This is a genomic window from Deinococcus sp. AJ005, assembly GCF_009017495.1.
Taxonomy (GTDB): Bacteria; Deinococcota; Deinococci; order Deinococcales; family Deinococcaceae; genus Deinococcus.
Window position 1 is genome coordinate 3,351,122 of record NZ_CP044990.1, and the last position, 21,649, is coordinate 3,372,770.

At 64.2% G+C, this 21,649-nt stretch carries 20 protein-coding genes; 12 read left to right on the forward strand and 8 right to left on the reverse strand.

Going from position 1 to position 21,649, the window contains the following annotated elements:
• Window positions 1-20 precede the first annotated feature (20 nt).
• Genes DAAJ005_RS18080 through DAAJ005_RS18095 form a run of 4 tightly spaced genes read left to right on the forward strand, consistent with a single transcriptional unit; the run spans window position 21 to window position 3,408 of the window.
• Window positions 21-881 carry a branched-chain amino acid ABC transporter permease gene (locus DAAJ005_RS18080; protein WP_075836408.1) on the forward strand — a complete coding sequence of 287 codons (861 nt, stop codon included), beginning with the start codon at window positions 21-23 and terminating at the stop codon, window positions 879-881.
• On the forward strand, window positions 878-1,882 hold the full coding sequence (locus DAAJ005_RS18085) for a branched-chain amino acid ABC transporter permease (protein ID WP_151848315.1): 1,005 nt from the start codon (window positions 878-880) through the stop codon (window positions 1,880-1,882). The genes DAAJ005_RS18080 and DAAJ005_RS18085 overlap by 4 nt, the downstream gene beginning before the upstream one ends.
• Window positions 1,869-2,708 (forward strand): ABC transporter ATP-binding protein, encoded by an 840-nt coding sequence (locus DAAJ005_RS18090; protein ID WP_192930825.1) that lies wholly within the window; start codon window positions 1,869-1,871, stop codon window positions 2,706-2,708. Before DAAJ005_RS18085 ends, DAAJ005_RS18090 begins: the two co-directional genes overlap by 14 nt.
• Entirely contained in the window at window positions 2,701-3,408 is a 708-nt protein-coding gene (locus DAAJ005_RS18095) for an ABC transporter ATP-binding protein (RefSeq protein ID WP_151848317.1), read from the forward strand. Before DAAJ005_RS18090 ends, DAAJ005_RS18095 begins: the two co-directional genes overlap by 8 nt.
• 60 nt (window positions 3,409-3,468) lie before the next feature.
• On the opposite strand, the gene DAAJ005_RS18100 is transcribed toward DAAJ005_RS18095, so the two are convergent.
• Window positions 3,469-4,875, reverse strand: coding sequence for an MFS transporter (locus tag DAAJ005_RS18100; protein WP_226342524.1), 1,407 nt, complete (start codon window positions 4,873-4,875; stop codon window positions 3,469-3,471).
• Between the two features lie 317 nt (window positions 4,876-5,192).
• On the opposite strand from DAAJ005_RS18100, the gene DAAJ005_RS18105 reads away from it, so the two are divergent.
• Complete coding sequence (locus tag DAAJ005_RS18105) at window positions 5,193-6,329, forward strand: pyridoxal phosphate-dependent aminotransferase (protein WP_151848319.1); 1,137 nt, start codon at window positions 5,193-5,195, stop codon at window positions 6,327-6,329.
• Between the two features lie 106 nt (window positions 6,330-6,435).
• Entirely contained in the window at window positions 6,436-6,912 is a 477-nt protein-coding gene (locus tag DAAJ005_RS18110; protein ID WP_151848320.1) for a hypothetical protein, read from the forward strand.
• Window positions 6,913-6,984: 72 nt separating this feature from the next.
• Here the strand turns inward: DAAJ005_RS18110 and DAAJ005_RS18115 are convergent, their stop codons facing one another.
• Entirely contained in the window at window positions 6,985-7,596 is a 612-nt protein-coding gene (locus DAAJ005_RS18115) for a hypothetical protein (protein WP_151848321.1), read from the reverse strand.
• Window positions 7,597-7,767: 171 nt separating this feature from the next.
• On the opposite strand from DAAJ005_RS18115, the gene DAAJ005_RS18120 reads away from it, so the two are divergent.
• Entirely contained in the window at window positions 7,768-9,498 is a 1,731-nt protein-coding gene (locus DAAJ005_RS18120) for an ABC transporter substrate-binding protein (protein WP_151848322.1), read from the forward strand.
• Between the two features lie 18 nt (window positions 9,499-9,516).
• Here the strand turns inward: DAAJ005_RS18120 and DAAJ005_RS18125 are convergent, their stop codons facing one another.
• A complete protein-coding gene (locus DAAJ005_RS18125) occupies window positions 9,517-10,209 on the reverse strand; it encodes a hypothetical protein (RefSeq protein WP_151848323.1) in 693 nt (230 codons plus the stop codon).
• A 176-nt stretch (window positions 10,210-10,385) separates the two neighbouring features.
• Between DAAJ005_RS18125 and DAAJ005_RS18130 the strand changes: the two genes are divergently transcribed.
• Together DAAJ005_RS18130 and DAAJ005_RS18135 are read left to right on the forward strand one after the other, a co-directional pair.
• A complete protein-coding gene (locus DAAJ005_RS18130; protein WP_151848324.1) occupies window positions 10,386-11,405 on the forward strand; it encodes a YpdA family putative bacillithiol disulfide reductase in 1,020 nt (339 codons plus the stop codon).
• Window positions 11,406-11,447: 42 nt separating this feature from the next.
• Window positions 11,448-12,812, forward strand: a complete 1,365-nt coding sequence (locus tag DAAJ005_RS18135) for a VanW family protein (RefSeq protein WP_151848325.1) — start codon at window positions 11,448-11,450, stop codon at window positions 12,810-12,812.
• 60 nt (window positions 12,813-12,872) lie between these two features.
• On the opposite strand, the gene parB is transcribed toward DAAJ005_RS18135, so the two are convergent.
• The 5 genes from parB to mnmG all read right to left on the reverse strand — a co-directional run bounded on the left by parB (window position 12,873) and on the right by mnmG (window position 17,540).
• A complete protein-coding gene (parB, locus tag DAAJ005_RS18140) occupies window positions 12,873-13,724 on the reverse strand; it encodes a ParB/RepB/Spo0J family partition protein ParB (protein WP_151848326.1) in 852 nt (283 codons plus the stop codon).
• On the reverse strand, window positions 13,708-14,457 hold the full coding sequence (locus DAAJ005_RS18145; RefSeq protein WP_151848327.1) for a ParA family protein: 750 nt from the start codon (window positions 14,455-14,457) through the stop codon (window positions 13,708-13,710). Before DAAJ005_RS18145 ends, parB begins: the two co-directional genes overlap by 17 nt.
• 87 nt (window positions 14,458-14,544) lie before the next feature.
• On the reverse strand, window positions 14,545-15,294 hold the full coding sequence (gene rsmG, locus DAAJ005_RS18150) for a 16S rRNA (guanine(527)-N(7))-methyltransferase RsmG (protein ID WP_151848328.1): 750 nt from the start codon (window positions 15,292-15,294) through the stop codon (window positions 14,545-14,547).
• Window positions 15,291-15,611 carry a hypothetical protein gene (locus tag DAAJ005_RS18155; RefSeq protein ID WP_029481219.1) on the reverse strand — a complete coding sequence of 107 codons (321 nt, stop codon included), beginning with the start codon at window positions 15,609-15,611 and terminating at the stop codon, window positions 15,291-15,293. The genes rsmG and DAAJ005_RS18155 overlap by 4 nt, the downstream gene beginning before the upstream one ends.
• Window positions 15,612-15,731: 120 nt before the next feature.
• On the reverse strand, window positions 15,732-17,540 hold the full coding sequence (mnmG, locus tag DAAJ005_RS18160; protein ID WP_151848329.1) for a tRNA uridine-5-carboxymethylaminomethyl(34) synthesis enzyme MnmG: 1,809 nt from the start codon (window positions 17,538-17,540) through the stop codon (window positions 15,732-15,734).
• A 136-nt stretch (window positions 17,541-17,676) separates the two neighbouring features.
• Between mnmG and DAAJ005_RS18165 the strand changes: the two genes are divergently transcribed.
• The 3 genes from DAAJ005_RS18165 to DAAJ005_RS18175 all read left to right on the forward strand — a co-directional run bounded on the left by DAAJ005_RS18165 (window position 17,677) and on the right by DAAJ005_RS18175 (window position 21,638).
• Entirely contained in the window at window positions 17,677-19,278 is a 1,602-nt protein-coding gene (locus DAAJ005_RS18165; protein WP_151848330.1) for an aminotransferase class V-fold PLP-dependent enzyme, read from the forward strand.
• Between the two features lie 195 nt (window positions 19,279-19,473).
• Window positions 19,474-20,622, forward strand: coding sequence for a thiamine pyrophosphate-dependent dehydrogenase E1 component subunit alpha (locus tag DAAJ005_RS18170; protein WP_151848331.1), 1,149 nt, complete (start codon window positions 19,474-19,476; stop codon window positions 20,620-20,622).
• Complete coding sequence (locus tag DAAJ005_RS18175; RefSeq protein WP_151848332.1) at window positions 20,619-21,638, forward strand: alpha-ketoacid dehydrogenase subunit beta; 1,020 nt, start codon at window positions 20,619-20,621, stop codon at window positions 21,636-21,638. Before DAAJ005_RS18170 ends, DAAJ005_RS18175 begins: the two co-directional genes overlap by 4 nt.
• The last annotated feature ends 11 nt before the right edge of the window (window positions 21,639-21,649 follow it).

Here is a 21,649-nt window from a genome sequence, read left to right on the forward strand (position 1 = left end):
TTTCCTGGAGGACCATCCCCTTGACCACTTTGCTGCAACAACTTTTCAATGCCGTGGCGCTGGGCGGGGTCTATGCGCTGGTGGCGCTGGGCCTGACCCTGGTGTACGGCGTGATGCGCGTGCCCAACTTCGCACACGGCGGGCTGTACATGCTGGGCGCATACCTGACCTACGCCTCGCTGACCGGGCTGGGTATCGGCTATGTGCCGTCTCTGCTGCTGGCCGCCATCGGCGTGGCGCTGCTGGCCGCTTTAATGGAGCGGGTGATCTTCTATCCGCTGCGAAACGCGCCGCATGTCTCGCCGATGATCGCCGCGATTGGCGTGCTGTTCTTCCTGGAGGCCGCCGTGCAACTGATCTGGGGACCGGACTTCAAGCAGATTCCTGCACCGATTAACGGCATCGTCGAGATCGGCGGCGTGATCGTCACCTGGCAGCGCCTGATCATCATTGCGGCCAGTGTGGTGGTGGTGCTGGCCCTGAACTACTTCCTGAAGCGCACGCTGACCGGCGCAACCATCGAGGCCATGTCGCAGAACCGCGAGGGCGCGCGGCTGGTGGGCATCAACACCAACCGGGTGGGCATGCTGACCTTCGCCATCTCTGGCCTGCTGGCGGCAGCGGCGGCGGCATTGATCGCCCCCACACTGCTGGTCAGCCCCAGCATGGGCGAGGTCATGAACCTCAAGGTCTTCGCCATCATCATTCTGGGCGGCATGGGCAGCGTGCCAGGGGCAATTGTGGGCGCGTTTCTGCTGTCGTTCGCCGAGACCTTCGGCGGCGCGTTCATCAGCCTGGACTTTGCCGATGTGATCGGCTTTGCCATGCTGGTAGTGGTTCTGGCGATCCGGCCCCAGGGTCTGTTTAAGAGGGGAACATGAAGGGCTGGATGGGCTGGGTGGCCGTGTTCGTGCTGGCCGCTCTGGTGCCGCTGTTCGGCCCCTCCGGCTACATCCTGGACATCGGCGTGAACATCATGATCTACGCGATCCTGGCCTATGGCCTGAACGTGTTGCTGGGTTACACCGGACAGTTACCGCTGGCGCACGCCGGGTTCTTCGGCATCGGCGCGTATGCCACTGGCATCCTGACCCTCAAGGTGGGCTGGAGTTTCTGGCTGGCGTGGCCGGTGGCCGTGGCGATCACCGCCGTGGCCGGGCTACTGCTGGGACTGGTGGCCTTCCGCACCAAGGGCGATACCTTCGCCATCTTCACGCTGGGCGTGGGCGTGATCATCATGCTGGTCATCAACAAATGGGACGCACTGACCGGGGGCAACGACGGCCTGAACGGGATTCAACCCCCCGCCGGACTGGAAGCCCTGTCCAACAGCGTGGGCCTGAAACTGTCGAGCGGCTTTTATTATCTGGCCCTGATCAGTCTGGTGCTGACGGTGATCGCCGTGGCGCGGGCGCGGGGAAGTGTGTTTGGGCGCTCGCTGATTGCCATTCGCGGCGGCGACGATCTGGCGCGCAGCGCGGGCATCGACGTCTACTCGCACAAGCTGCGGGCCATGATGCTGTCCACGGCCATCGCGGGCTTTGCGGGCGGGCTGTACGCCACGTACCTGGGCTTCCTGGGTTCGGCGGCCACCGGACCGATCCAGACCTTCACCATCCTGCTGTACCTGCTGGTGGGCGGGCTGGGCACGCTGGCCGGGCCGCTGCTGGGCACGGGGCTGATGTACACGCTGGCGCAGAGCCTTAAAGGGTTGCAGGATTACCAGTACATCATCTTCGGGCCGCTGCTGATTCTGCTGATCATGTTCGCGCCGCAGGGACTGGCGGGGCTGTGGACGCGCCTGACTGCGCGGCGCACCCCGCCGCCAGCCTCACCGCCCGCCGCGCCACCCAAAAAGGAGGTCACCCGTGCTGGAAGTTAAGAGGCTGGGCATCCGCTTCGGGGGCAACCACGCCGTTCAGGACGTGACCGCCAGTATCGAGGCCGGAAAGATCACCGCCATCATCGGGCCGAACGGGGCGGGCAAGAGTACCTTTTTCAACCTGATCTCCGGCTTTTACCAGCCGACTTCGGGCAGCATTCAGTTCATGGGCAAGGACATCACCCGCCTGCCCACGCATGACGTGGTGGCGCGCGGCATTGCCCGCACCTTCCAGACCACCACTATTTACAAGGAACTGACCGTGCTGGACAACGCCATGATCGGCCACCGCGTCCGCACCCGCGCCGGGTTGTGGGACGCGCTGCTGCGAACCGGGCGCGAGAAGCACGACGAAAACGAAAGCCGCGCCGGGGGCATGGCCGCGCTGGAACGGGTGGGGCTGGCCGCGCAGGCGGGCCTTCCCGCTGGGGCGCTGACGCAGGAAGGCCAGAAGCGCGTGGGCATTGCGATGGCCCTGTCCAGCGATCCCAAACTGCTGCTGCTGGACGAACCCGCCGCCGGGATGAACCCCGAAGAGACGGTGAATCTGATGGCCCTGATCCGCGAACTGGTGGTGGGGGGCCTGAGCGTGGCCCTCGTGGAACACAAGATGAGTCTGGTGATGGGCCTGGCCGACGAGATTCTGGTGATGCACCATGGCCAGAAGATTGCGGAAGGCACGCCCGCCCAGGTCAGCCGGGACCCCGCCGTGATTGAGGCCTATCTAGGCAGCCACGCCCACGGCGGACAGATGGGACAGAGTGACAGCGCTGATACTCCTGAGCCTGCCGCTGTTCGATTGGCTAAGGAATCTGACCATGCTTGAAGTCCACAATCTGAGCGTCAATTACGGCCACTTCACGGCCCTGCACGCCATCAGCCTGACCGTCAACCCCGGCGAGATCGTGGTGATGCTGGGGGCCAACGGTGCGGGCAAAAGCACGCTGTTTCGCACGCTGTCGGGGCTACAACGGCCCAGCGGCGGCAGCGCTACCTGGAACGGCACGCCGCTGACCGGGGGCAAGCCGGAATACAACGTCGAACACGGCGTCGCGCAGTGTCCCGAAGGCCGCCTGCTGTTCCCGGATCTGAGCGTGGAGAAAAATCTGCGGCTGGGCGCGTTCGTTCACCGCAAGGACCCGGCAGGCACCAACCGCGAGCTGGAGCGCGTCTACACGCTGTTTCCCGATCTGGTACAGAAGCGCAACGCCCCCGCCGGAAGTCTGTCCGGGGGGCAGCAGCAGATGGTGGCCATTGCCCGCTCACTCATGGCCCGCCCCCAACTGCTGCTGCTGGACGAACCCAGCCTGGGTCTCGCGCCGATGGTGGTAGAACAGGTCTTTGCCGCCGTGCAGCGCGTCAACGAGGCCGGGGTCAGCGTGCTGCTGGCCGAGCAGAACGCCTACGCCGCCCTGGGGGTCGCGCACCGGGGCTACGTGATGGAAAGCGGCGTGCTGACCTTGCAGGGCACCCAGCAGGAACTGATGACGGATGACCGGGTCAGGAGTGCTTATTTAGGGGTGTAGTCAGAACATGGGAGAGGCAGATTGGCCTCTCCCCCCAGAACAGCAAGAAGCAGGTGGGCCTCAAACGAGGTTCGCCTCTTTTTCTTCCTCTCCTTTCACCTGTTGCCCAGCCCACAACCGACCGGCCACCAGTACGGCCACCACAGCCCCCAGCAGCGTGACTGCAAAGGCCAGCGTGAAGGCCCCATCCAGCGGGCGCACGCGGGCGATCAATGCGCCGCCGATGCCCGCCGCCAGCGCCACCATCAACGATTCAATGTTGGCCAGTTGCCCGGACAGTTGCCCCGCGCCTTCCGGGCGAACGTTGGACATGGCGAACAGAGAAACGCTGGTGTAGCCGATGCCCATGCCCAGGCATGCCAGCACCCAACTGGGGTAGATGACCCACAGCGGCACCACGCCCAGCACGCTCAGGGCGGTCAGGGCCACGCCGACGACCACGCCGCTCAGGCCCGCCCGTATCCGCGCTGGCCGCGACGCCTCGCCGCGTGCGTCCTCTATCCGCGCCTGAATCCACGAACCCAGGGTCCAGGTCACGCCGCCCAGCGACAGCACGATGCCTGCCCCGGTCAGGGTCAGGCCGCGCAACTCATTGAGGGCCAGTGGCAAAAAGGAACTGGTGCCCATGATGGCAAACGCCGCCAGCCCCCGGACCATCAGGGCACTGGGCAGGCCACTTTTAAAGCGCCACAGGCCCGCCGGAAACAGCACACGGGTGCTGAGGCCCACACCGACCAGTCCGGCTGCGCCCAGCAGCAGACCCAGGATGTCGGCGCGGCGCAAGCCCTCCACCAACGCCCCTGCCGAGACGGCCAGCGCCAGCGCGGCCCACAACACGCGGCGGCTGCCCAGCGCGGCCTCACCCTTTTGCGGCTGCCGCACCCGCACCCGCAAGGGCAGCACGCACATCGGGGCGCTGACCGCCAAAAGCGGCACCAGTCCCCAGAAGACCACGCGCCAAGACCACGTATCGGCCATCACGCTGGCGATCAGCGGGCCAATCAAAGCCGGAAGGAGCCACGCGCTGGAAATGGCGGCCAGCATCTTCGCACGGGCCTGCGGGGGATAACGGGTGGAAATCACGGCCCACGGCAACGCGGCCAGCCCGCCTGCCCCCAGACCCTGAATCAACCGGGCCAGCACGAAAATCAGCATGGTGGGAGACGCCGCCCCCACCAGCAGGCCGAAAGCGAACAGAATCAGCGCCAGCACTGCCCCGTAGGCCAGGCCGCGTCGGTCCGCCAGCACGCCGCCCAACACCGCGCCGAACAGGCTGGACAGCAGAAAAGCGCTGGAGGCCCAGCCATACAGGGCCAGCCCGTTCAATTGCTCGGCCACCCTGGGCAGCACCGTGCTGACGGCCATCGACTCGAAGGCCACGATCAGCACCACCAGCACCAGCCCCAGGCTCAGGGTGGGCGGCACAGCCGGAAGAGGGGTTGAATCGGGGGATACGGCGCTGCTCACGGGGCGCATCCTCGCACAGTCGGGGCGGCTGGGCTGTAAGAACTGAACTGCTCCGATTTTAGGCCCTGCTGGAGAAGAGGGGGCAGACGTTTCCGTTACCGTCAGCCGAGGGTTTCCTGTTCTCGCTCTCGTCGTGAAGAGACGCCATGACCGCTACAGCTCGCAGAGAGGACGCCACTCCTCTTAAGTTCGCATCAGCTTTGACAGATAGATGGAAGCGTTGGGCGGCCCTCTGACAGAGTTGGCAAGACTGTTTCCACCCGACCCTGTCTGACCCACCCACCCCTGCCCGCGGCCTCACAGGCGCACACTAAACCATGCCCGAACTGTTGCCCCGCGCCCGCGCCTCGCGGGAGAGTGTGTTTGCCCGCATGAGCCGCCTGGCCGCGCAGTACGGGGCCGTCAATCTGGGCCAGGGCTTTCCCGCCGATTCTCCGCCCGCCTTTCTGCTGGACGCAGCGCGGCGGGCGGTGGGCACGCTGGACCAGTACAGCCCCCCTGCCGGACTGCCCGCCCTGCGCGATGCCATCGGCATGGACCTGGGCGTGGACGGCGCGGACGTGATCGTCACCAGCGGCGCAACCGAGGCCCTGAACGTGCTGACCCTGTCGCTGTATGGCCCCGGCGATGAGGTGCTGATGCTGGAGCCGGTCTTCGACGTGTACGTTCCCCAGACGCTGCTGGCCGGGGCCGTGCCCGTCACGGTGCCCATGCAGCTTTCCAGTACAGGAGGCTGGTCCCTGAATCTGGAGGCGCTGAAAGCCGCCGTCACGCCGCGCACACGGGCGCTGCTGCTGAACAGCCCATATAACCCGACTGGAACGATTTTCTCCCGCGAGGAACTGACTGAGATTGTGGCGCTGGCCCGCACCCACGATTTGTGGATCATCAGCGACGAGGTCTACGACGAACTGTACTTTGGCGAGAAGCCCATCTCCATGCGGGAACTGGCCCCCGAACGCACCTTTACTGTGGGCAGCGCGGGCAAACGGTTAGAGGCCACCGGCTGGCGCGTGGGCTGGATCGCGTGTCCGCCTGGGGAAGCTGGGGCAGGCGTGGCCGCGAACATCGCCGGGGTGCGCCAGCAGGGATCGTTCTGCTCGCCCACGCCCCTCCAGGCGGCGGTGGCCTCCGCACTGCCCCTGGCCCGTGCCGAGGGCTTTTATGAGGGCCTGCGCGCCGAATACAGCGCCCGGCAGACCTTGCTGGCAGACGGCCTGCGCGGTCTGGGGGCCAACGTGTTCATGCCGCGCGGTACCTATTTCCTCACGGCGCTGCATCCCGAATGGAGCGCCGAGACGCTGGTGGAACGCGGCGTCGCGGTTATTCCCGGCGAGGCGTTCTACTGGCAGCACCCCGCGCCTCAGGGCCTGCTGCGCGTCGCCTTCTGCAAATCACGGGACGAGATCACGCGGGCGCTGGAGCGGCTCTCGGCGGTCACGGCGGCCCTCTAGAAAAGCAAGACAGACCCCAAAGAATAAGTAAGCCCTAAAGGCCACTGTTCGTTTCTGTAAAGGTCCTCACCTTTTACAAGCAGAGCGACCCCGTTATGGTGGGTTTATGAAGAAAGCCGCCCTGACCCTCCTGGCCCTTGCCGCCGCATCTACCGCCTCCGCTGCAAACTATGTCGGCGGTTCCGTTGGCTCCGGCCTGAGCGTGCATTACCAGTCCGATCTTTCCACCACCTCGGCCATCCGCTACGGCCTGAACCTGGACGCCGTGAACTTTAACTTCAATGCGCTGGCCGTCAACGCCACCGTGGATTATCTGGCCGACTTCGCCGGTATCGGCTCGCTCGGCGGCTTCACCCCGTACTACGGCGTCGGGCTGGGTGCGGGCGCGGGTCTGGGCAGCAACGTGGGCCTGAGCGTCTACCCCCACGGCACCCTGGGCCTGCGGTACAACATCACGGCCCCACTCAGCGTGTTCGTCGAGGGCAACGCCGGGCTGAACGTCCGCGTCGGCAGCGGCTCGAACACCACCAGCACTAAATTCGGCAGCAACGCCCGCATCGGCCTGAACTACCGCCTGCCCTGAGTTTAACCAGCATTGAAAACCCCCACCCAACTTACGGGCGGGGGTTTTCAATTGAGCGGGCGGATCAGAGGTTCACTTGACGGTGAGGTTCCCCTGTTCCATCGTCACAGCCAGATCAACCTTGTATTTGGCTGTCGCGAAATTGGCACTTTGATATGTGCCGTCAAACGCCAGCCCGTCGGCCACCGTCTTGCCGTTGATGACCAACGCTCCCTGGGTAAATTTCTTGACCTCCAGACTGATTCCGGTGTTCGGCGGCAGGGTGATGGTGGTGTCGCCCTGCGCTTGCTGCAATGTCGCCTTCAGATTGGCAGCAGGCAGCTTCAATTGCAGGCTGCCGAGTTTCTGGGTCACTTGCAAACCCAGAAGTTTGAGTGACCGCAGGTCCAGACTGCTCTCGCCCTGGGTGGCCTGAACCGTCAGGTTGATCGGCAATTTTGGACTCAGCCCGATGGCCCAGTTGCCCAGCGAATGCGAGGCCGACACATAGGCCACGCCGTTCTTGGTGGTGGGGTTACGGACGCCCATGACCGGCGACGCGCCGCTGTTGCCGCTCAGCGTCAGGTCTCCCAGTTCCTGCTTGAGTGTGACGTTGACGCTGCTGTAGCTGGCGGCCAGAGCAAAACTGGCGGTGGCGAGGGCGGTCATGGCAGGGGCGATCAGAACAGAGGCACTTCGTTTCATGGGGCACGTCCTTGAGCAAAACTGGTTTTCAGGCGGTACTGAAATGGACTGGGCTGTCCAGGATAAGAGGGGGCGGCAGCTTGCCCTCTCTCATTAGGGCAGGCATAGTAAGAGGCGCTACAAATTGGAATATAGCCCCTTCTCCTTTTCCCCTATCCCCGGAGGTTCGCCATGACGTCATTCCACATTCTGCCCCTGACCCTTGCCCTGCTGGGTTCCGCCGCCCTGGCCGCCGCCCCCAAGGACACGCTGGTCATCCAGCAGGCTGCCACCGTCACCACGCTGGACCCCACCGCCGCCTACGACACCTTCAGCCTTCAGGTGCTGGAAAACGTGTACGAGACGCTGTGGACCTACAAGGGGGCCAGCCTGACCCAGATGACGCCGCTGCTGGCCTCGGCGCTCCCCACCTACACGGACGGCGGCAGGACCCTGACAGTCAGCCTGCGAAAAGGGGTCAAATTCCACAGCGGCAACCCGATGACCTGCGCGGACGCCCAGTACACCTACCGCCGCGATCTGGTCACCAACAGCGCCGAATCGGCCAACTGGTTTATCAGCGACTCGCTGCTAGGCACGCGAGACAACGCCAAGACTGACAAGAGTGTCACCTGGGCACGCATTGCCGGGGCCGTGAGCTGCAACGCACAGAGCCAACTGGTCTTTAAGCTGCCCAAGCCGGACCCGGCCTTCATGGCGAAGATGGCGTTTGCTGGAATGGGCGTGCTGGACAGCAAATGGGCGGCCAAACTGGGCGAGTGGAATGGCACGGAGGCCACCTGGCAGGCGTGGGTGGGCAAGGACGTATCGGGCAGCAAGCTGAGCGCCCAGCCCAGCGGCACCGGGGCCTACCAGTTGCTGCGCCGCGACGCCGACAACATCCTGCTGACCGCCTTTCCCAGCTACTGGGGCGGCAAACCGGCCATTTCCAATGTGATCATGCAGAAGGTGGGCGAACTGGCCGTGCGCCAGCAGGCGTTCCTGCGCGGCGACGCGGATCTGATCGAGGCCGGAACACGCACCAACGTGGAAGCGCAACTGAAGGGCAAGCCCGGCGTGACCGTGCTGGACAATCTGCCCAGTGCCGGAGCGCAGGCCCTGTTCATGAACAACAACATCAAGGGCGGCGCCGCGCTGGGCAGCGGCAAACTGGACGGCAAGGGCATTCCCGCCAACTTCTTCGCCGATACTGACGTGCGCCGGGCCTTCGCCTACGCCTTCGATTACGACGAATACATGCGCGACGTGCAGCGCGGCAAGGCGGTCAAGCGCACCATGCTGCTGCCCGACACTTTTCCCGGCTATTCCAAGGGGACCAAGACTTACAGCTATGATCCGGCGCAGGCCCAGGCCCTGTTCAAGAAGGCCCAGGGCGGCGAGGTCTGGAAGAATGGCTTTACCATCAACGCCAATTACCGCACCGGGCACATCGCCGGACAGGTGGCGCTGGAGTTGCTCAAGCGCAATGTAGAGGCCCTGAACCCCAAATTCCGCATCAACATCATCGAGGAACCGTGGGCCGAGCAGTCCAAGAAGATGCAGGAGGGTCTGGAAATCATGCTGCCGATGGGCTGGGGAGCGGACTACGCCGATCCCGACAACTTCGTGTATACCTTCTACAGCTCTGAAGGCTTCTTCTACCCCACCAACAACTGGAAAGACGCGGACGTGGACCGCTGGCTCGTTCAGGCACGGGCCACGGTGGACCCCGCCGTTCGCGCGGGGCTGTACAAGCAAGTGGCGGACCGCGCCTACCAGCAGAGTCCATTTATCGTGCTGCCCGCCGAAACCAACATCCGCCCCGTTCGCAGCAACCTTCAGGGCGCGTCGGCAGCCACCTATAACCCCATGCGTTCCTTTGGCTTTACCGGGACGCTGTGGCGGGAGCTGAGCAAGAAGTAGGGCCAAGTCCGCCCAGAGCTATTTCTTGCAGGTCAGGTCAAAGCGCATGTTGGGGTCTGCCACGGTGTACTGCCCCACGGCAGGCTTCTCGCGGAACAGCAGCAGCATCTTGACCGGAGGGTTGTCCTGCTGCAAGTTGGGGCGGCTGAAGAAATAGCTCAGGGTCCGCGCCGAGGCCGGGGCAAATTGTTCGGTGCCGCCTGAGCTTGAGCCGTTGCGCGTGAGCTGGCTTCCGTCTTTCAGGACCAGGATGACCGGATCACCGCCACTGGACTGCAAGCTGTTGATGAACAGCTTATTGGGCTGGGCGCTGGCATTAGCGTATTTCACATCCACCGTCCAACCGGTGTTGAAGCCGGTTCTGGCGGGGGTGAATGCGACGCTCTGAACGGTCACGCGCCAGTTGCCGTTGAACAGCTCCTGTTTCAGGCAGCCCTCCAGTGCGCGGGTCTGGGTGGCCCCGCCCGTGATCCCAACGCTCAGAGTGCCGCCACTCACCGCTGAGGCGATGCCCAGTTCCTTGAGGACACTGAGGGGCACGTAGGTCTGGCCGCCGATCGTGACGGCTTTCGTCGCGTGCGCTTTGCCGTTCACGACAATCGGCAGGGAACTCTGCACGCTCTGGGCGCTGGCAGATGCCCCGAAGCCCAGCACAATCAGGGCGCCGAGGACGGAGTTTCTATGCTGGGCAGATGCGGATTTCATGGTCATGGACGGCTCCTGGGGCGGCCAGCCGGAGAGGAACGCTGGGCGCTGATCTGAAGAATAAACGGGAAGGCGTGATCGGCCCGTGACCGGGTTGATCGTTTCGCCTCTCCCCTCCCCTACCAGCCCAACCGTCTATAAATCTCACGGTGTCGTTCGTGTCCGGCTGACACAATGCAGGAATGAATCTCGCTCCCCCCTCTGATCTGTTCGATGTCGCCATCGTCGGTGCTGGCCCGGTGGGGCTGGCCGCCGCCATCGCCTGCAAACGCGCGGGCCTCAGCTACGTGGTGCTGGAAAAGGGCTGCGTGGTCAACGCCATTTTCGAGTACCCCACCTACATGTCGTTCTTTACCACGGCCCCCGAACTGGAAATCGGCAACCACCCGATGGTGACCGGCCACGATAAGCCGGACCGGCGCGACGCGCTGATGTACTACCGTCTGGTGACCCAGCGCGAGGCGCTGAACGTGGAGCAGTACACCACCGTGGCGGCAGTTCACGCGGCCCCGGCGGGGTTCACGCTGGAAATCGAGCGCCGCGACGGCACGCCGGACACCGTGGAGGCGCGGCGCGTGGTGGTGGCGACAGGCTATTACGACAATCCCCTGCATCTGGGCATTCCCGGCGAGGACAGCGACAACGTCAGCCACTATTACACCGAGGCGCACCCCTTCATGGGCCTGAACGTGACCGTGATCGGCGCGGGCAACTCGGCGGCAGACGCCGCGCTGGATCTGTGGCGTGGCGGTGCGAAGGTGACGATGGTGGTCCGCGCCCCCGAGCTGAAAAGCACCATTAAATACTGGGTGCGCCCGGACCTGGAAAACCGGATCAAGGAGGGCAGCATCGCCGCAGAGTTCAATTCGTGCGTGGTGGACATCGGCCAGGACACCGTAAGGGTGGAGGGAGAGGACGGCACGGCGTTCGAGCTGCCCACCCATTTCACCTTCGCCCTGACCGGCTACCGCCCAGACCTATCCTTTTTAGAGGGCCTGAATCTGGCGCAGCAGCCGGACGCCTGTCTGGTGCTGGACGAGCATTACGAAAGCAGCACGCCGGGCCTGTTCGTGGTGGGCAGTGCGGGCTTTGCGGGCAAAACCAATCAGGTGTTCATCGAGAACGGACGCCACCACGCGAATCTGGCGGTGGCTGAGATCGAGCGGCAACTGGCCAGACACGGGGAATTACAGACGCACTGAAGCCCTCACGGACGGTCAACAGGGGCGTGGAATACTGATGGCATGAGGTCAAAATTTCGCCTGTCCCTGGGCCTGGGTGCCGTACTTTTGACGGCGGCGCTGGGTCAGGGTGTCGCCCAGATGCCGCCCATCCCGGCGCTGCCGCTGCCCGCCCAGCCCACGTCACCCGAGCCGTTGCCTGCCCCAATACCGGAGCCTGCGCCCACGCCAGAACCTACGCCTGTTCCAGAGCCAGCACCTGCTCCTGAACCCGTTCCAGAGCCGCCGGCACCGGAACCCACCCCCACGCCCGAGCCAGTGCCCGTCAAGGCTCCCGCCTTTCGAGCGCCGCTGCTGATCAACGTGGAAACCACTATTCCAGCGCTGGTGGACGGCAAGAAAACCACCGTGCCGCTGACCCGCACGCTGACCATTCCCGGCCCGCGTATGGCCCTGATCCGCCAGAAAGGCGGCGTTTCGGCCAGCCTGGACGCTGATCTCAAGACCTTTGTGAACGGCCTATCCGTCAAGCCACAGGACGCCCGTTTTGAGGAACTGTGGGATGGTTGGACCGTGGTGCAGCGCAATGCTCTCAAGATCGACCTGGAGGCCACCCGCGCCAATGTACTGGCGGCTATTAAAGACCCGAGGGGCGTCAAGGCCAGCGTGGTGGTGGCGGGGCAGACCCCACCGACGCGCACCCTGGACTACTTCGTCTCCAGAGGAATCACCGCCCACCTGGGAACCGGCGAGACCAACTATTACGGCAGCAGCAATGACCGCGTGACCAATATCCATGTGGGCGCGAAGAACTTCAGCGACCGGCTGTTCGAAGGTAAGACCTTCTCGTTCAACCAGTTCGTCGGCCCCGTAACCTCCCGCAACGGCTACGTGACCGGGCTGGTCATCGCCGGAGACCGCACCGCCAGCGGCGTCGGCGGCGGCATCTGTCAGGTCAGCACCACGCTGTTCCGCACCCTGTACGGGGCCGGGCTACCCATCGCCCAGCGCCAGAACCACTCCTATCAGGTGCATTACTACGATCCGCAGGGGCTGGACGCCACCATCTACCAGCCCAGCTTGGACCTCAAGTTCGCCAACGATACCGGCGGCGCGCTGTGGTTCCAGACCGAGTGGGACGACGAGGCCGCCAGCCTGGACATCAGCGTGTTCGGCAAGGTGCGCGACTTCACGGTGGAGATCGGCAAACCGAAGACACTCAGCTCCACGCCCTCGCCCGCTGACCGCCTGGTCCCCGACGCGACGATCCCTGCCGGGCAGCGCAAGCAGATCGACTGGGCGGCCCCCGGCGCAGTGATTGAGGTCACGCGCAAATTGGTGAAGGACGGCAAGACCATCAAGCAGGACATCTTGAAGAGCAGCTACCGCCCCTGGCCGAACATTTTTCTGGTCGGCACAGGCCGCTGAGCAGCAATGAAACGAGAGGGAGAGGTTTTCACGCCTCTCCCTCTCCCCTTTTTTCAACGTCTATTCCTCGGCTTCAAATCCCAGCAGGCCCAGCACCCGATTCAGTTCCTCGCGGGAGGAATAGTTCAGTTCCACCTTGCCCTTGTCCTCCCCGGTAATGCGGACGCGGGTGCCGGTGCGGCGGCTGAGGTCCAGTTCCAACTGGCGATAAGTGCGCGGCGGATTGACCTTGATCGGCGTGGTGGAACGGCTCTCACGGCGCAACGCCTCGGCCTCACGGACATTCAGACCGCGCGAGGTGATCTGCTCCAGCGCCCAGGCACGGTCTGCATCCGGCTGGGCCAGGATCGCACGGGCGTGTCCGGCGCTGATCTGGCCGCCGTCCAGCGCCCGCAGAGCGCCGTCCCCCAGGGTCAGTAGCCGCAGGGCATTGGACACCGTGCTGCGGCCCTTGCCCACCGCCTGCGCCACCCGCTCCTGATTCAGCCCGTGGTCAAGCAGCGCCTGATAGGCCCGCGCCTCTTCCAGCGGTCCCAGATCTTCGCGTTGCAGGTTCTCGACGATGGCGATTTCCAGCGCCTCACGGTCTCCCAGATCACGAATAATGACTGGCAACTCGCTCAACCCGGCCAGTTGGCTGGCCCGCCAGCGCCGCTCCCCGGCCACGATCTCGAAGGATTCGCCGCGCGGGCGCACCAGCAGCGGCTGCAACACACCCTGCTCGCGGATGCTCTGTGCCAGTTCAGCCAGCGAACCCGGATCAAAGACCTGACGAGGCTGGTAGGCCGCCTGCACGATGCGGCTGATGTCCAGCGTCTGCACGCCCCCGGAGCTGACCGTGCCCGCCGCCTCGGCCACCGGACGGGCCAGCAGGGCGTCCAGTCCGCGTCCCAGACTAGATTTTTTCGACACGCGACATCACCTCCTCGGCCAGCCGTTTGTAGGCCGCCGCGCCGCTGGACAGGGGCGCAAACGCGTTGATCGGCTTGGAAAAGCTGGGCGCTTCCGACAGACGCACGTTGCGCGGAATCACGGACCAGAACACCAGATCCCCGAAGTGCTGGCGCACCATCGTCTCGACCTCCTGGGCCAGATTGGTGCGCCCGTCGAACATGGTCAGGACCACGCCCAGCACCTTCAGGCGGGGATTGAGGCCGCCCTGCACGCGCTCCACCGTTTCCATCAGCCCTGCCAGACCTTCCAGCGCGTAATACTCGGCCTGCAAGGGAATCAGCAGGGCGTCGGCGGCGGCCAGCACATTCACCGTCAGCGGCCCCAGCGAGGGCGGCGCGTCGACCAGGATCAGGTCATAGTCGCTCAGGGTGGCCAGCAGGCGGCTCAGGGCATCGGGATCGTCGGCCAGTTCCACGCCTGCCCCGGCCAGATCAGGGGTGGCGGGCAGAATGTCCAGACCCGGCTGATCAGTGGGGCGGATGCATTCGGCGGCGCGGGCCGGGTCTTCCAGCGCCTCGTACAGTCCCACTTCCGCGCCTCGCAGGCCCAGCCCACTGGTGGCGTTGCCCTGGGGGTCCATGTCTAGCAGCAGCACCTTTCGCCCGCCTGCTGCCAGGTAAGCCGCCAGATTGATCGCGGTGGTGGTTTTTCCCACCCCACCCTTCTGATTCACCAATCCCAACACCTTCACTGCGGCACGCCACTTCGCGGTTTCACGCCATGCAGCCCTCTGTTTCGCCCGTCTTCCATCAAGTCAACCTCACCTTTGGGGTCCACTTTAGCGTGCCTGCTTTGGCGCTGCGTTCCAGAACAGCGGTTGCGCGGTGGGAAGGCCCTCGCGCCGGGGATACTTGGAGGACGTGGGCTTGATTTTCTCGATAATGATCAGGGTCCGTGCGTCGCCTAGAATGGGCAATTCAAACGGGTCCACCACCTGAACCTTGCCGCCCACCTCGCCTGCCGCGCGCCGTCCGGCGTTCAGTTCCTCGGCGGTGATGTCCCCCTTCTGCGCCACCAACAGCCCTCCCTCACGCAGCAGGGGCAGGGCCAGTTCAGCCAGCACCGGCAGCGAGGCCACGGCACGCACCACCACGCGGTCGTACTGCTCCCGGTGGTCTGGGTCCCGGCCCAGCGCCTCGGCCCGGCCCACCAGCGGCGTCACCTGATCCAGCCCAAGCTGCGCGGCAGTCTCCCGCACAAAATCGATCTTCTTGCGGGTGGAATCGACAGGTGTGAAATGCAGATCTGGCCTAACCAGTGCCAGAGGAAAGGTGGGGAATCCCGCCCCCGTTCCCAGATCGAGAACACTGAGCGCTCCCTCTAAGTAGTTTCCCCGCAGGCAGGTCAGCGAATCCACGAAATGCTTGAGAACGATGTCCTCTTCTGTCTTGAGTGCCGTCAAGTTAAGACGGGTGTTGCCTTCCTGAAGCAGCTCGAACAGGCGCTCGAAGGCGGGAAGCTGCGATTCGATATTCAGCCCCAGTTCGCCTACGCCCTGCTGCAATAAATCCAGTCCCTCGCGGTTCATAAGCCGTACCTCACTTTCATATCGCTGTAACGCTCAAAGACATGCCCATCAATGCTTTCCAGCGGCAAACGGTCCAGCAGGGGCAGCAGCGTTTCCCGCAGGACCTGCCCCCGCGCCATCCACTGGTAATAACTGCGTCCGCCGTGTTCGTAGGGGCCGTACAGCTTGGACCCCGGGCACAGGCGCACCATCGTCTCGAACAGCTTCTGATGCCGTGTGTGCATTCGCAGCGTGATCTGTGGCTGCTTGCCGTCTCCACCAAAATGGCCCTCGCCGATCAGAATGCCCAGCAGCAGCCCCTCTTCAAATGTATTCAACCGTGCCTCCCCCGTTTGTTTCACCGTCAAGTTTCCCGTGAAACATTGCGCGCGTCAAGAGGGCGACAGGGAAAAGGCGAACCGGAGTCCGCCCATTCTTCTTCGCATCTTGTTTCACCGTCAAGTTTCCCGTGAAACACCCTGCTTTTTCAGATGTACTAGCAGCGCTCCAATATCGGCATGTCGCACGCCGGAGATGCGAGCGGCCTGCTCAATGGTGCCGGGACGGGTACGTCCCAGCTTCTCGCGGGCCTCGTTGGACAGCGACAGGACGGCGGCGTAATCCAGGCCCTCCAGCTTGGTATCCCTGGCGCGGGCATCTGAATCGAGCTGAAGCCGGGCGCGTTGGATGTAACCCGCATATTTCACGCGGATCTCCACCGCTTCACGTTCGGAAGCGTCCAGCTCTGGCGGCAGTGAGATGCCCAGTGCCTCGACATCCGCCAGATGGAATTCGGGGCGGCGGAGCCACGCGTCACCCGTCTGTCCATTGCTTCTCTGCACGGAAAGCGCCGCAACACCCCCGGCAACGCGCCCATACTTTGCCTCCACTCGTGTCAGCTCAGTGTCCGACACCAGACCCAGATCATGCCCAAGCAGCGTCATACGTTCATCGGCATTGTCCTGACGGACCAACAGACGGTGTTCCACGCGACTGGTCATCATACGGTACGGCTCGTCGCTGCCCTTGAACACCAGATCATCGAGCAGCACACCGATATAGCCTGTTTCACGCCCAATGGATTCCGTCTTCAGGGCTAGCGCCCGCCGTGCGGCTGCGGTCCCGGCCACCAGACCCTGCGCCGCCGCTTCCTCGTAGCCGCTGGTGCCGTTGATCTGGCCAGCGGTGAACACGCCGGGCAGCAGGCGCGATTCCATATTCAGGGTCAGCTCGGTGGAATCCACCACGTCGTATTCGACGGCGTAGGCGTAGCGCTGCACCACCGCATTCTCGAAACCGGGAAGGGTCCGTACCAGTTGATCCTGCAAATACGGCGGCAGCGAGGAACTGAAGCCCTGCAAATAGACCTCGCTGGTCTGAATCCCATCCGGCTCCACAAACAACAGGTGACGGTCATGGTGGGCAAAACGCACCACCTTGTCCTCGATGCTGGGGCAGTATCGAGGGCCTTTGCCCTCGATATCACCGGAAAACATGGGGGACTCGTGCAGGTTCTCGTGAATAAGCTGATGGGTCTGGGGAGTGGTGTGGGTCTGCCAGGTGGGCGATTCCTGAGCGCGGGGGCCGGGGGTGCCAGTGAATCCACGCGGCTGGGGATCGGCGGGAATCTCCAGTAGGGCGGAAAAGTTGACCGAATCGGCCCGGACACGGGGAGGGGTACCCGTCTTGAACCGTTTGAGGACATGGCCCACCCGCTCCAGTGGGGCCGACAGAAAACGAGAGGGAGGCTCACCCTGCCGCCCCTCAGCACGAGACTGCCGCCCATACCACGTGATGGCCCGCATAAACGTGCCCGCCGCAATCACCACACTGCGACAGGGGAGACGGCGGCCATCGGTGGTGATGACCAGCCAGCCACCGTGTCCATCGGGTTCCAGATCAGCAGCCTCACCACGGATCACGTCAATTTCGGGATGACCGAGAATCACGTCCTGGGCGCGTTCGGCATAGGCATCGCGCTCGTTCTGCACGCGCAGGGACTGCACGGCTGGCCCCTTGCTGGCATTTAACACACGGGTATGGATCGCGGTGTCGTCGGCCAGACGGCCCATCAGACCGCCCAGGGCCTGAACCTCGAAGACCAGTTGGCTCTTGCCAGGGCCGCCCACCGCTGGGTTGCAGGGCATCCGCCCCACGGTCGCCGGATTGCCCACCAGCAGCCCCACCCGCGAGAATTTGGCCGCCGCCCACGCCGCCTCCAGGCCAGCGTGGCCCCCACCGATCACGATCACATTCCAGCCATTCACCGTGCGAGTGTATCCGGGGTGGTAGACAGGAACGGTGATCCGTATTGCGGGACGTGAGTGTTGGAATGGCTCAGATGAACGTCTGGACTGTTCGCCTTCATCTGGTCTTCAAACTGAGAAACTCTTACAATCCGGCATGGACTTTGCCACTCTCCGGGCCGACCTGATCGGAACTGACGCCGTGATCAACACGCCTTTCGGGGAGCGGCGGGTGACCTACGCGGATTACGTGGCCTCCGGGCGGGCGCTCAGGAGCGTGGAGGAGCGGATCAGCACGCTGGCGCTGCCGCTGTACGCCAACACTCACACTGAGGACAGCGCCACCGGAGCGCACAGCACCCACCTATCGCATCAAGCCGCCGACTACATCCGGGGCCAACTGGGCGGCGACAAAACCTGCAAACTGGTCTTCTGCGGTTCGGGCAGCACAGCGGCGGTGCGGCGTATTCAGGACATTCTGGGACTGACCGTGTGCGGCGATCACCGCGCCACGGTGCTGGCCTCTATCCCCGAAAACGAGCGCCCGGTGGTCTTCGTCGGCCCCTACGAACACCACAGCAACGAGGTCAGTTGGCGCGAAACGCTGGCCGAGGTGGTGGAGCTGCCTCTGTGCGAGAAGGGCAATCTGGATCTGGACGCGCTGGTTCAGGCGCTCAAGTCCCCGCAGTACGCCCGCCGCCCCAAGATCGGCTCGTTCAGCGCGGCCAGCAATGTGACCGGCCTGCTGACCGACACCCGCACGGTGGCGCGCATCCTGCACCAGCACGGGGCTTACGCCTTCTTCGACTTTGCGGCCAGCGGCCCTTACGTCAAGATCGATATGAAGCCGGGCAAACCGGACGGCTACGACGCCGTGTTCCTCAGCCCGCATAAGTTTGTGGGGGGGCCGGGAACGCCGGGGTTGCTGTGTTTTCAGGACCATCTGTACCATCTGAACGTGCCCAGCACGGCGGGCGGCGGCACTGTGCGCTATGTCAGCCGCACCAAACAGGTCTATATCGAGGATATCGAGGCGCGCGAGGACGCAGGCACGCCTGCCATTCTGGGCAAGGTTCGTACCGCGCTGGCTTTCAAGGTCAAGGAGGAACTGGGGGTGGACGAGTTGACAGCGCGAGAACACGAGCTGTTCGCCCGTGCGCTGGCGCGTCTGGGAACCAATGAGCAGATTCAGATTCTGGGCAACCCCCAGGCCGCTCGCCTCGCCTTCCTGTCTTTCCTGGTCAAAACGCCGGACGGCAGCTATCTGCATCCCCGGCTGGTGGTCCGCCTGCTCAACGACCTGTTCGGCATTCAGGCGCGCGGCGGCTGTGCCTGCGCCGGACCCTACGGCCATGTGCTGCTGAACATCGACGACGAGCGCAGTGAGCGTTATATGCAGTGCGCGCTGTCCAACATCGACGGCCTCAAGCCCGGCTGGACCCGCCTGAACCTCGCGCCGTGGGCCAGTGATGGGGAAGTGGAATTCATCTTGAGTGCCATCGAATTCGTGGCCGAACACGGGGCGCGCTTTTTGCCGCTGTACGACTTCGACTGGATGACCGGGGCCTGGACCCATGCGCAGGACGAGGCCCCAATGGACCTGTTCGGCGATCAGCGCCCACAGACAGGTGCGGGAGAAGTACCCTTCGCCTTCTATCTGACAGAGGCGCGGCGGATTTTAGAGACCCTGGGGCCAGCAGGGGAGGGGAGAGCTGTGCCCGAATACGTCCCCGGCGATCTGGTGTTTTTCGCGCACTGAACGGGATTCAGTCTCTCTCCATCAATTCTGAACCCACCTGTCGTCCAGGCCCACTGGACGGCCCCTCCCCCTGCCTTCCTCACCCGCAGCGGCTAGAATGCCTAACGCCCGTTAGTTTAGACATCAGTTAGACAGATTCCGCCGATGGCAGAGAACGTTCCAGCCTCTGCCGCCCGCTCAGGAGGCCCGCCCCAGATGACCACATCACCTCTGGTTGAACCCTTGCCCGTTACCGGGATTCAACCCTTCACCAAAGAACCCATCCGCTACATCGGTGAGGACGGTCTGCCCGTTCGGCCCCTCCCCACCGCCTACACCCCCGAACGCCTGCGCGAGCTGCACAGCGTGATGCTGCGCGCCCGCGAGTTTGACCGCAAGCTGATCACGCTGCTGCGGCAGGGGCGCACCACCTTCTACGCGCAGTCCAGCGGCATGGAGGCCACACAGGTGGGCCTGGCGCATTCGGTCCGGCCCGGCCACGACTGGGTCTGGCCGTATTACCGCGATCACACGCTGGCGCTGGCGCTGGGCGTGCCGATGTTCGAGCTGATCAGTCAGGTGCTGGGCAGCAACTCCGATCCCAGCCGGGGCCGCCAGATGCCGCACCACTTCGCCGCCCGCAAGCAGAACTTCGTGTCCATCAGCAGTTCCATTGCCAATCAGGTGCCGCCCGCCACGGGCACGGCGATGGCGCAGAAGTATCTGGGCACCGACGAGATCACTATCTGCACCTTTGGCGATGGAGCCACCAGCGAGGGCGACTGGCACGCCGGAATGAACATGGCCGGGGCGATGGCCGCGCCGTGCCTGTTCGTCTGCGAGAACAACCAGTGGGCCATCAGCACCAACCTGCGCGGTCAGACCGCCAGCGAGAACATCCATATCAAGGCCAAGGCGTATGGGATGCCCGGTTTCTATGTGGACGGCAACGATCTGGTGGCCGTCATGGAAGTCTGCACGCACGCCGCCGAGTGGGTGCGCGCCGGAAACGGCCCCGCGCTGGTGGAATGCCTGACCTACCGCGTCGGCTCCCACAGCAACGCCGATGCCGACGCCGAGAAGCACTACCGCACCCGCGAGGAGGTGCAGGAGTGGCTGGGCCGTGACCCGGTGGTGCGCGTCGAGAAACTGCTGGAACACCTGGGCCATCCCATCGGGTCCGAGGAACGCGCCAACATGATTTCCGCCGTTCACCGCGAGGTGGATGAGCAGGTCATCCGCGCCGAGGCCACTGGGCAGCCCGACTGGCGGATCATGTTCGAGGACGTCTATGCAGACATGCCCGGCCATCTGCGTGAAGAGGCCGCCATGCTGCGGGCCGAACAGGAAGGGGGTAGCAAATGACCGCTACCCAGGAAAGGAAAGTCGAGGCCGCTCCCGCTGAATCCCGCACCATCAACCTGATCACCGCCGTCACCGAGGCACTGCACGAGGAAATGGAGCGTGACAGCCGGGTGGTGCTGTTCGGGCAGGACGTGGGCGCACGCGGCGGCGTGTTCATGGCAACGGCAGGTTTGCAGGCCACTTTTGGCAAAGAGCGTGTGTTTGACACCCCACTCAGCGAGGCCGCCATCGTGGGCGCGGCGGTGGGCATGGCCGTGCGCGGCTTACGGCCCGTGGCCGAGATTCAGTTCGCCGATTACATGGGGCCGGGCTTTGACCAGATCATCAGTCAGGCGGCCAAGCTGCGCTACCGCAGCGGCGGCCAGTACACTGCGCCGATGGTCATCCGCACGCCGTCGGGCGGCGGCGTCAAGGGCGGCCACCACCACAGCCAGAGTCCCGAGAGTTACTACACCCACACGCCGGGCCTGAAAGTGGTGATGCCCAGCACGCCCTACGACGCCAAGGGACTGTTGAAAGCCGCGATTCGAGGTGAAGATCCAGTGATCTTCTTTGAACCCAAGCGGCTGTACCGCGCTTCCAAAGGTGAAGTGCCGGGCCATGACTACACCGTAAAAATTGGCGAGGCCGCCATCCGCCGCGAGGGCACGGACCTGAGCCTGATTGGTTACGGCGGCGTCATGCCCGATCTGGAACGCGCCGCCGACGCGCTGGGGGCCGAGGGCGTCAGTGTCGAGGTTATTGACCTGCGCAGCCTGGTGCCCTGGGACAAGGAACTGGTCCTCAGCAGCGTGCAGAAGACGGGCCGCGCCGTCCTCGTCAGCGAGGCCCCGCGCATCAGCAACTTCATGGGCGAGGTGGCGTATAGCATTCAGGCCGAAGCCTTCGACTCTTTGCTGGCCCCCGTTGGACAGGTGGCAGGCTTCGATATCCCATACCCCTACGTGCAGGACAAGATCTATCTGCCCGGCCCCAACCGCATCACGGCGGCCTGCGTGCAGGCGCTGAATTATTAACTGCTGCCTGC

Coding starts and splice junctions, on each gene's coding strand:
- DAAJ005_RS18085 (WP_151848315.1), top strand. CDS start 878: ATGAAGGGCTGGATGGGCTGGGTGGCCGTGTTCGTGCTGGCCGCTCTG.
- DAAJ005_RS18095 (WP_151848317.1), top strand. CDS start 2,701: ATGCTTGAAGTCCACAATCTGAGCGTCAATTACGGCCACTTCACGGCC.
- DAAJ005_RS18105 (WP_151848319.1), top strand. CDS start 5,193: ATGCCCGAACTGTTGCCCCGCGCCCGCGCCTCGCGGGAGAGTGTGTTT.
- DAAJ005_RS18110 (WP_151848320.1), top strand. CDS start 6,436: ATGAAGAAAGCCGCCCTGACCCTCCTGGCCCTTGCCGCCGCATCTACC.
- DAAJ005_RS18115 (WP_151848321.1), bottom strand. CDS start 7,596: ATGAAACGAAGTGCCTCTGTTCTGATCGCCCCTGCCATGACCGCCCTC.
- DAAJ005_RS18120 (WP_151848322.1), top strand. CDS start 7,768: ATGACGTCATTCCACATTCTGCCCCTGACCCTTGCCCTGCTGGGTTCC.
- DAAJ005_RS18125 (WP_151848323.1), bottom strand. CDS start 10,209: ATGACCATGAAATCCGCATCTGCCCAGCATAGAAACTCCGTCCTCGGC.
- DAAJ005_RS18130 (WP_151848324.1), top strand. CDS start 10,386: ATGAATCTCGCTCCCCCCTCTGATCTGTTCGATGTCGCCATCGTCGGT.
- DAAJ005_RS18135 (WP_151848325.1), top strand. CDS start 11,448: ATGAGGTCAAAATTTCGCCTGTCCCTGGGCCTGGGTGCCGTACTTTTG.
- rsmG (WP_151848328.1), bottom strand. CDS start 15,294: ATGAACCGCGAGGGACTGGATTTATTGCAGCAGGGCGTAGGCGAACTG.
- DAAJ005_RS18165 (WP_151848330.1), top strand. CDS start 17,677: ATGGACTTTGCCACTCTCCGGGCCGACCTGATCGGAACTGACGCCGTG.
- DAAJ005_RS18170 (WP_151848331.1), top strand. CDS start 19,474: ATGACCACATCACCTCTGGTTGAACCCTTGCCCGTTACCGGGATTCAA.
- DAAJ005_RS18175 (WP_151848332.1), top strand. CDS start 20,619: ATGACCGCTACCCAGGAAAGGAAAGTCGAGGCCGCTCCCGCTGAATCC.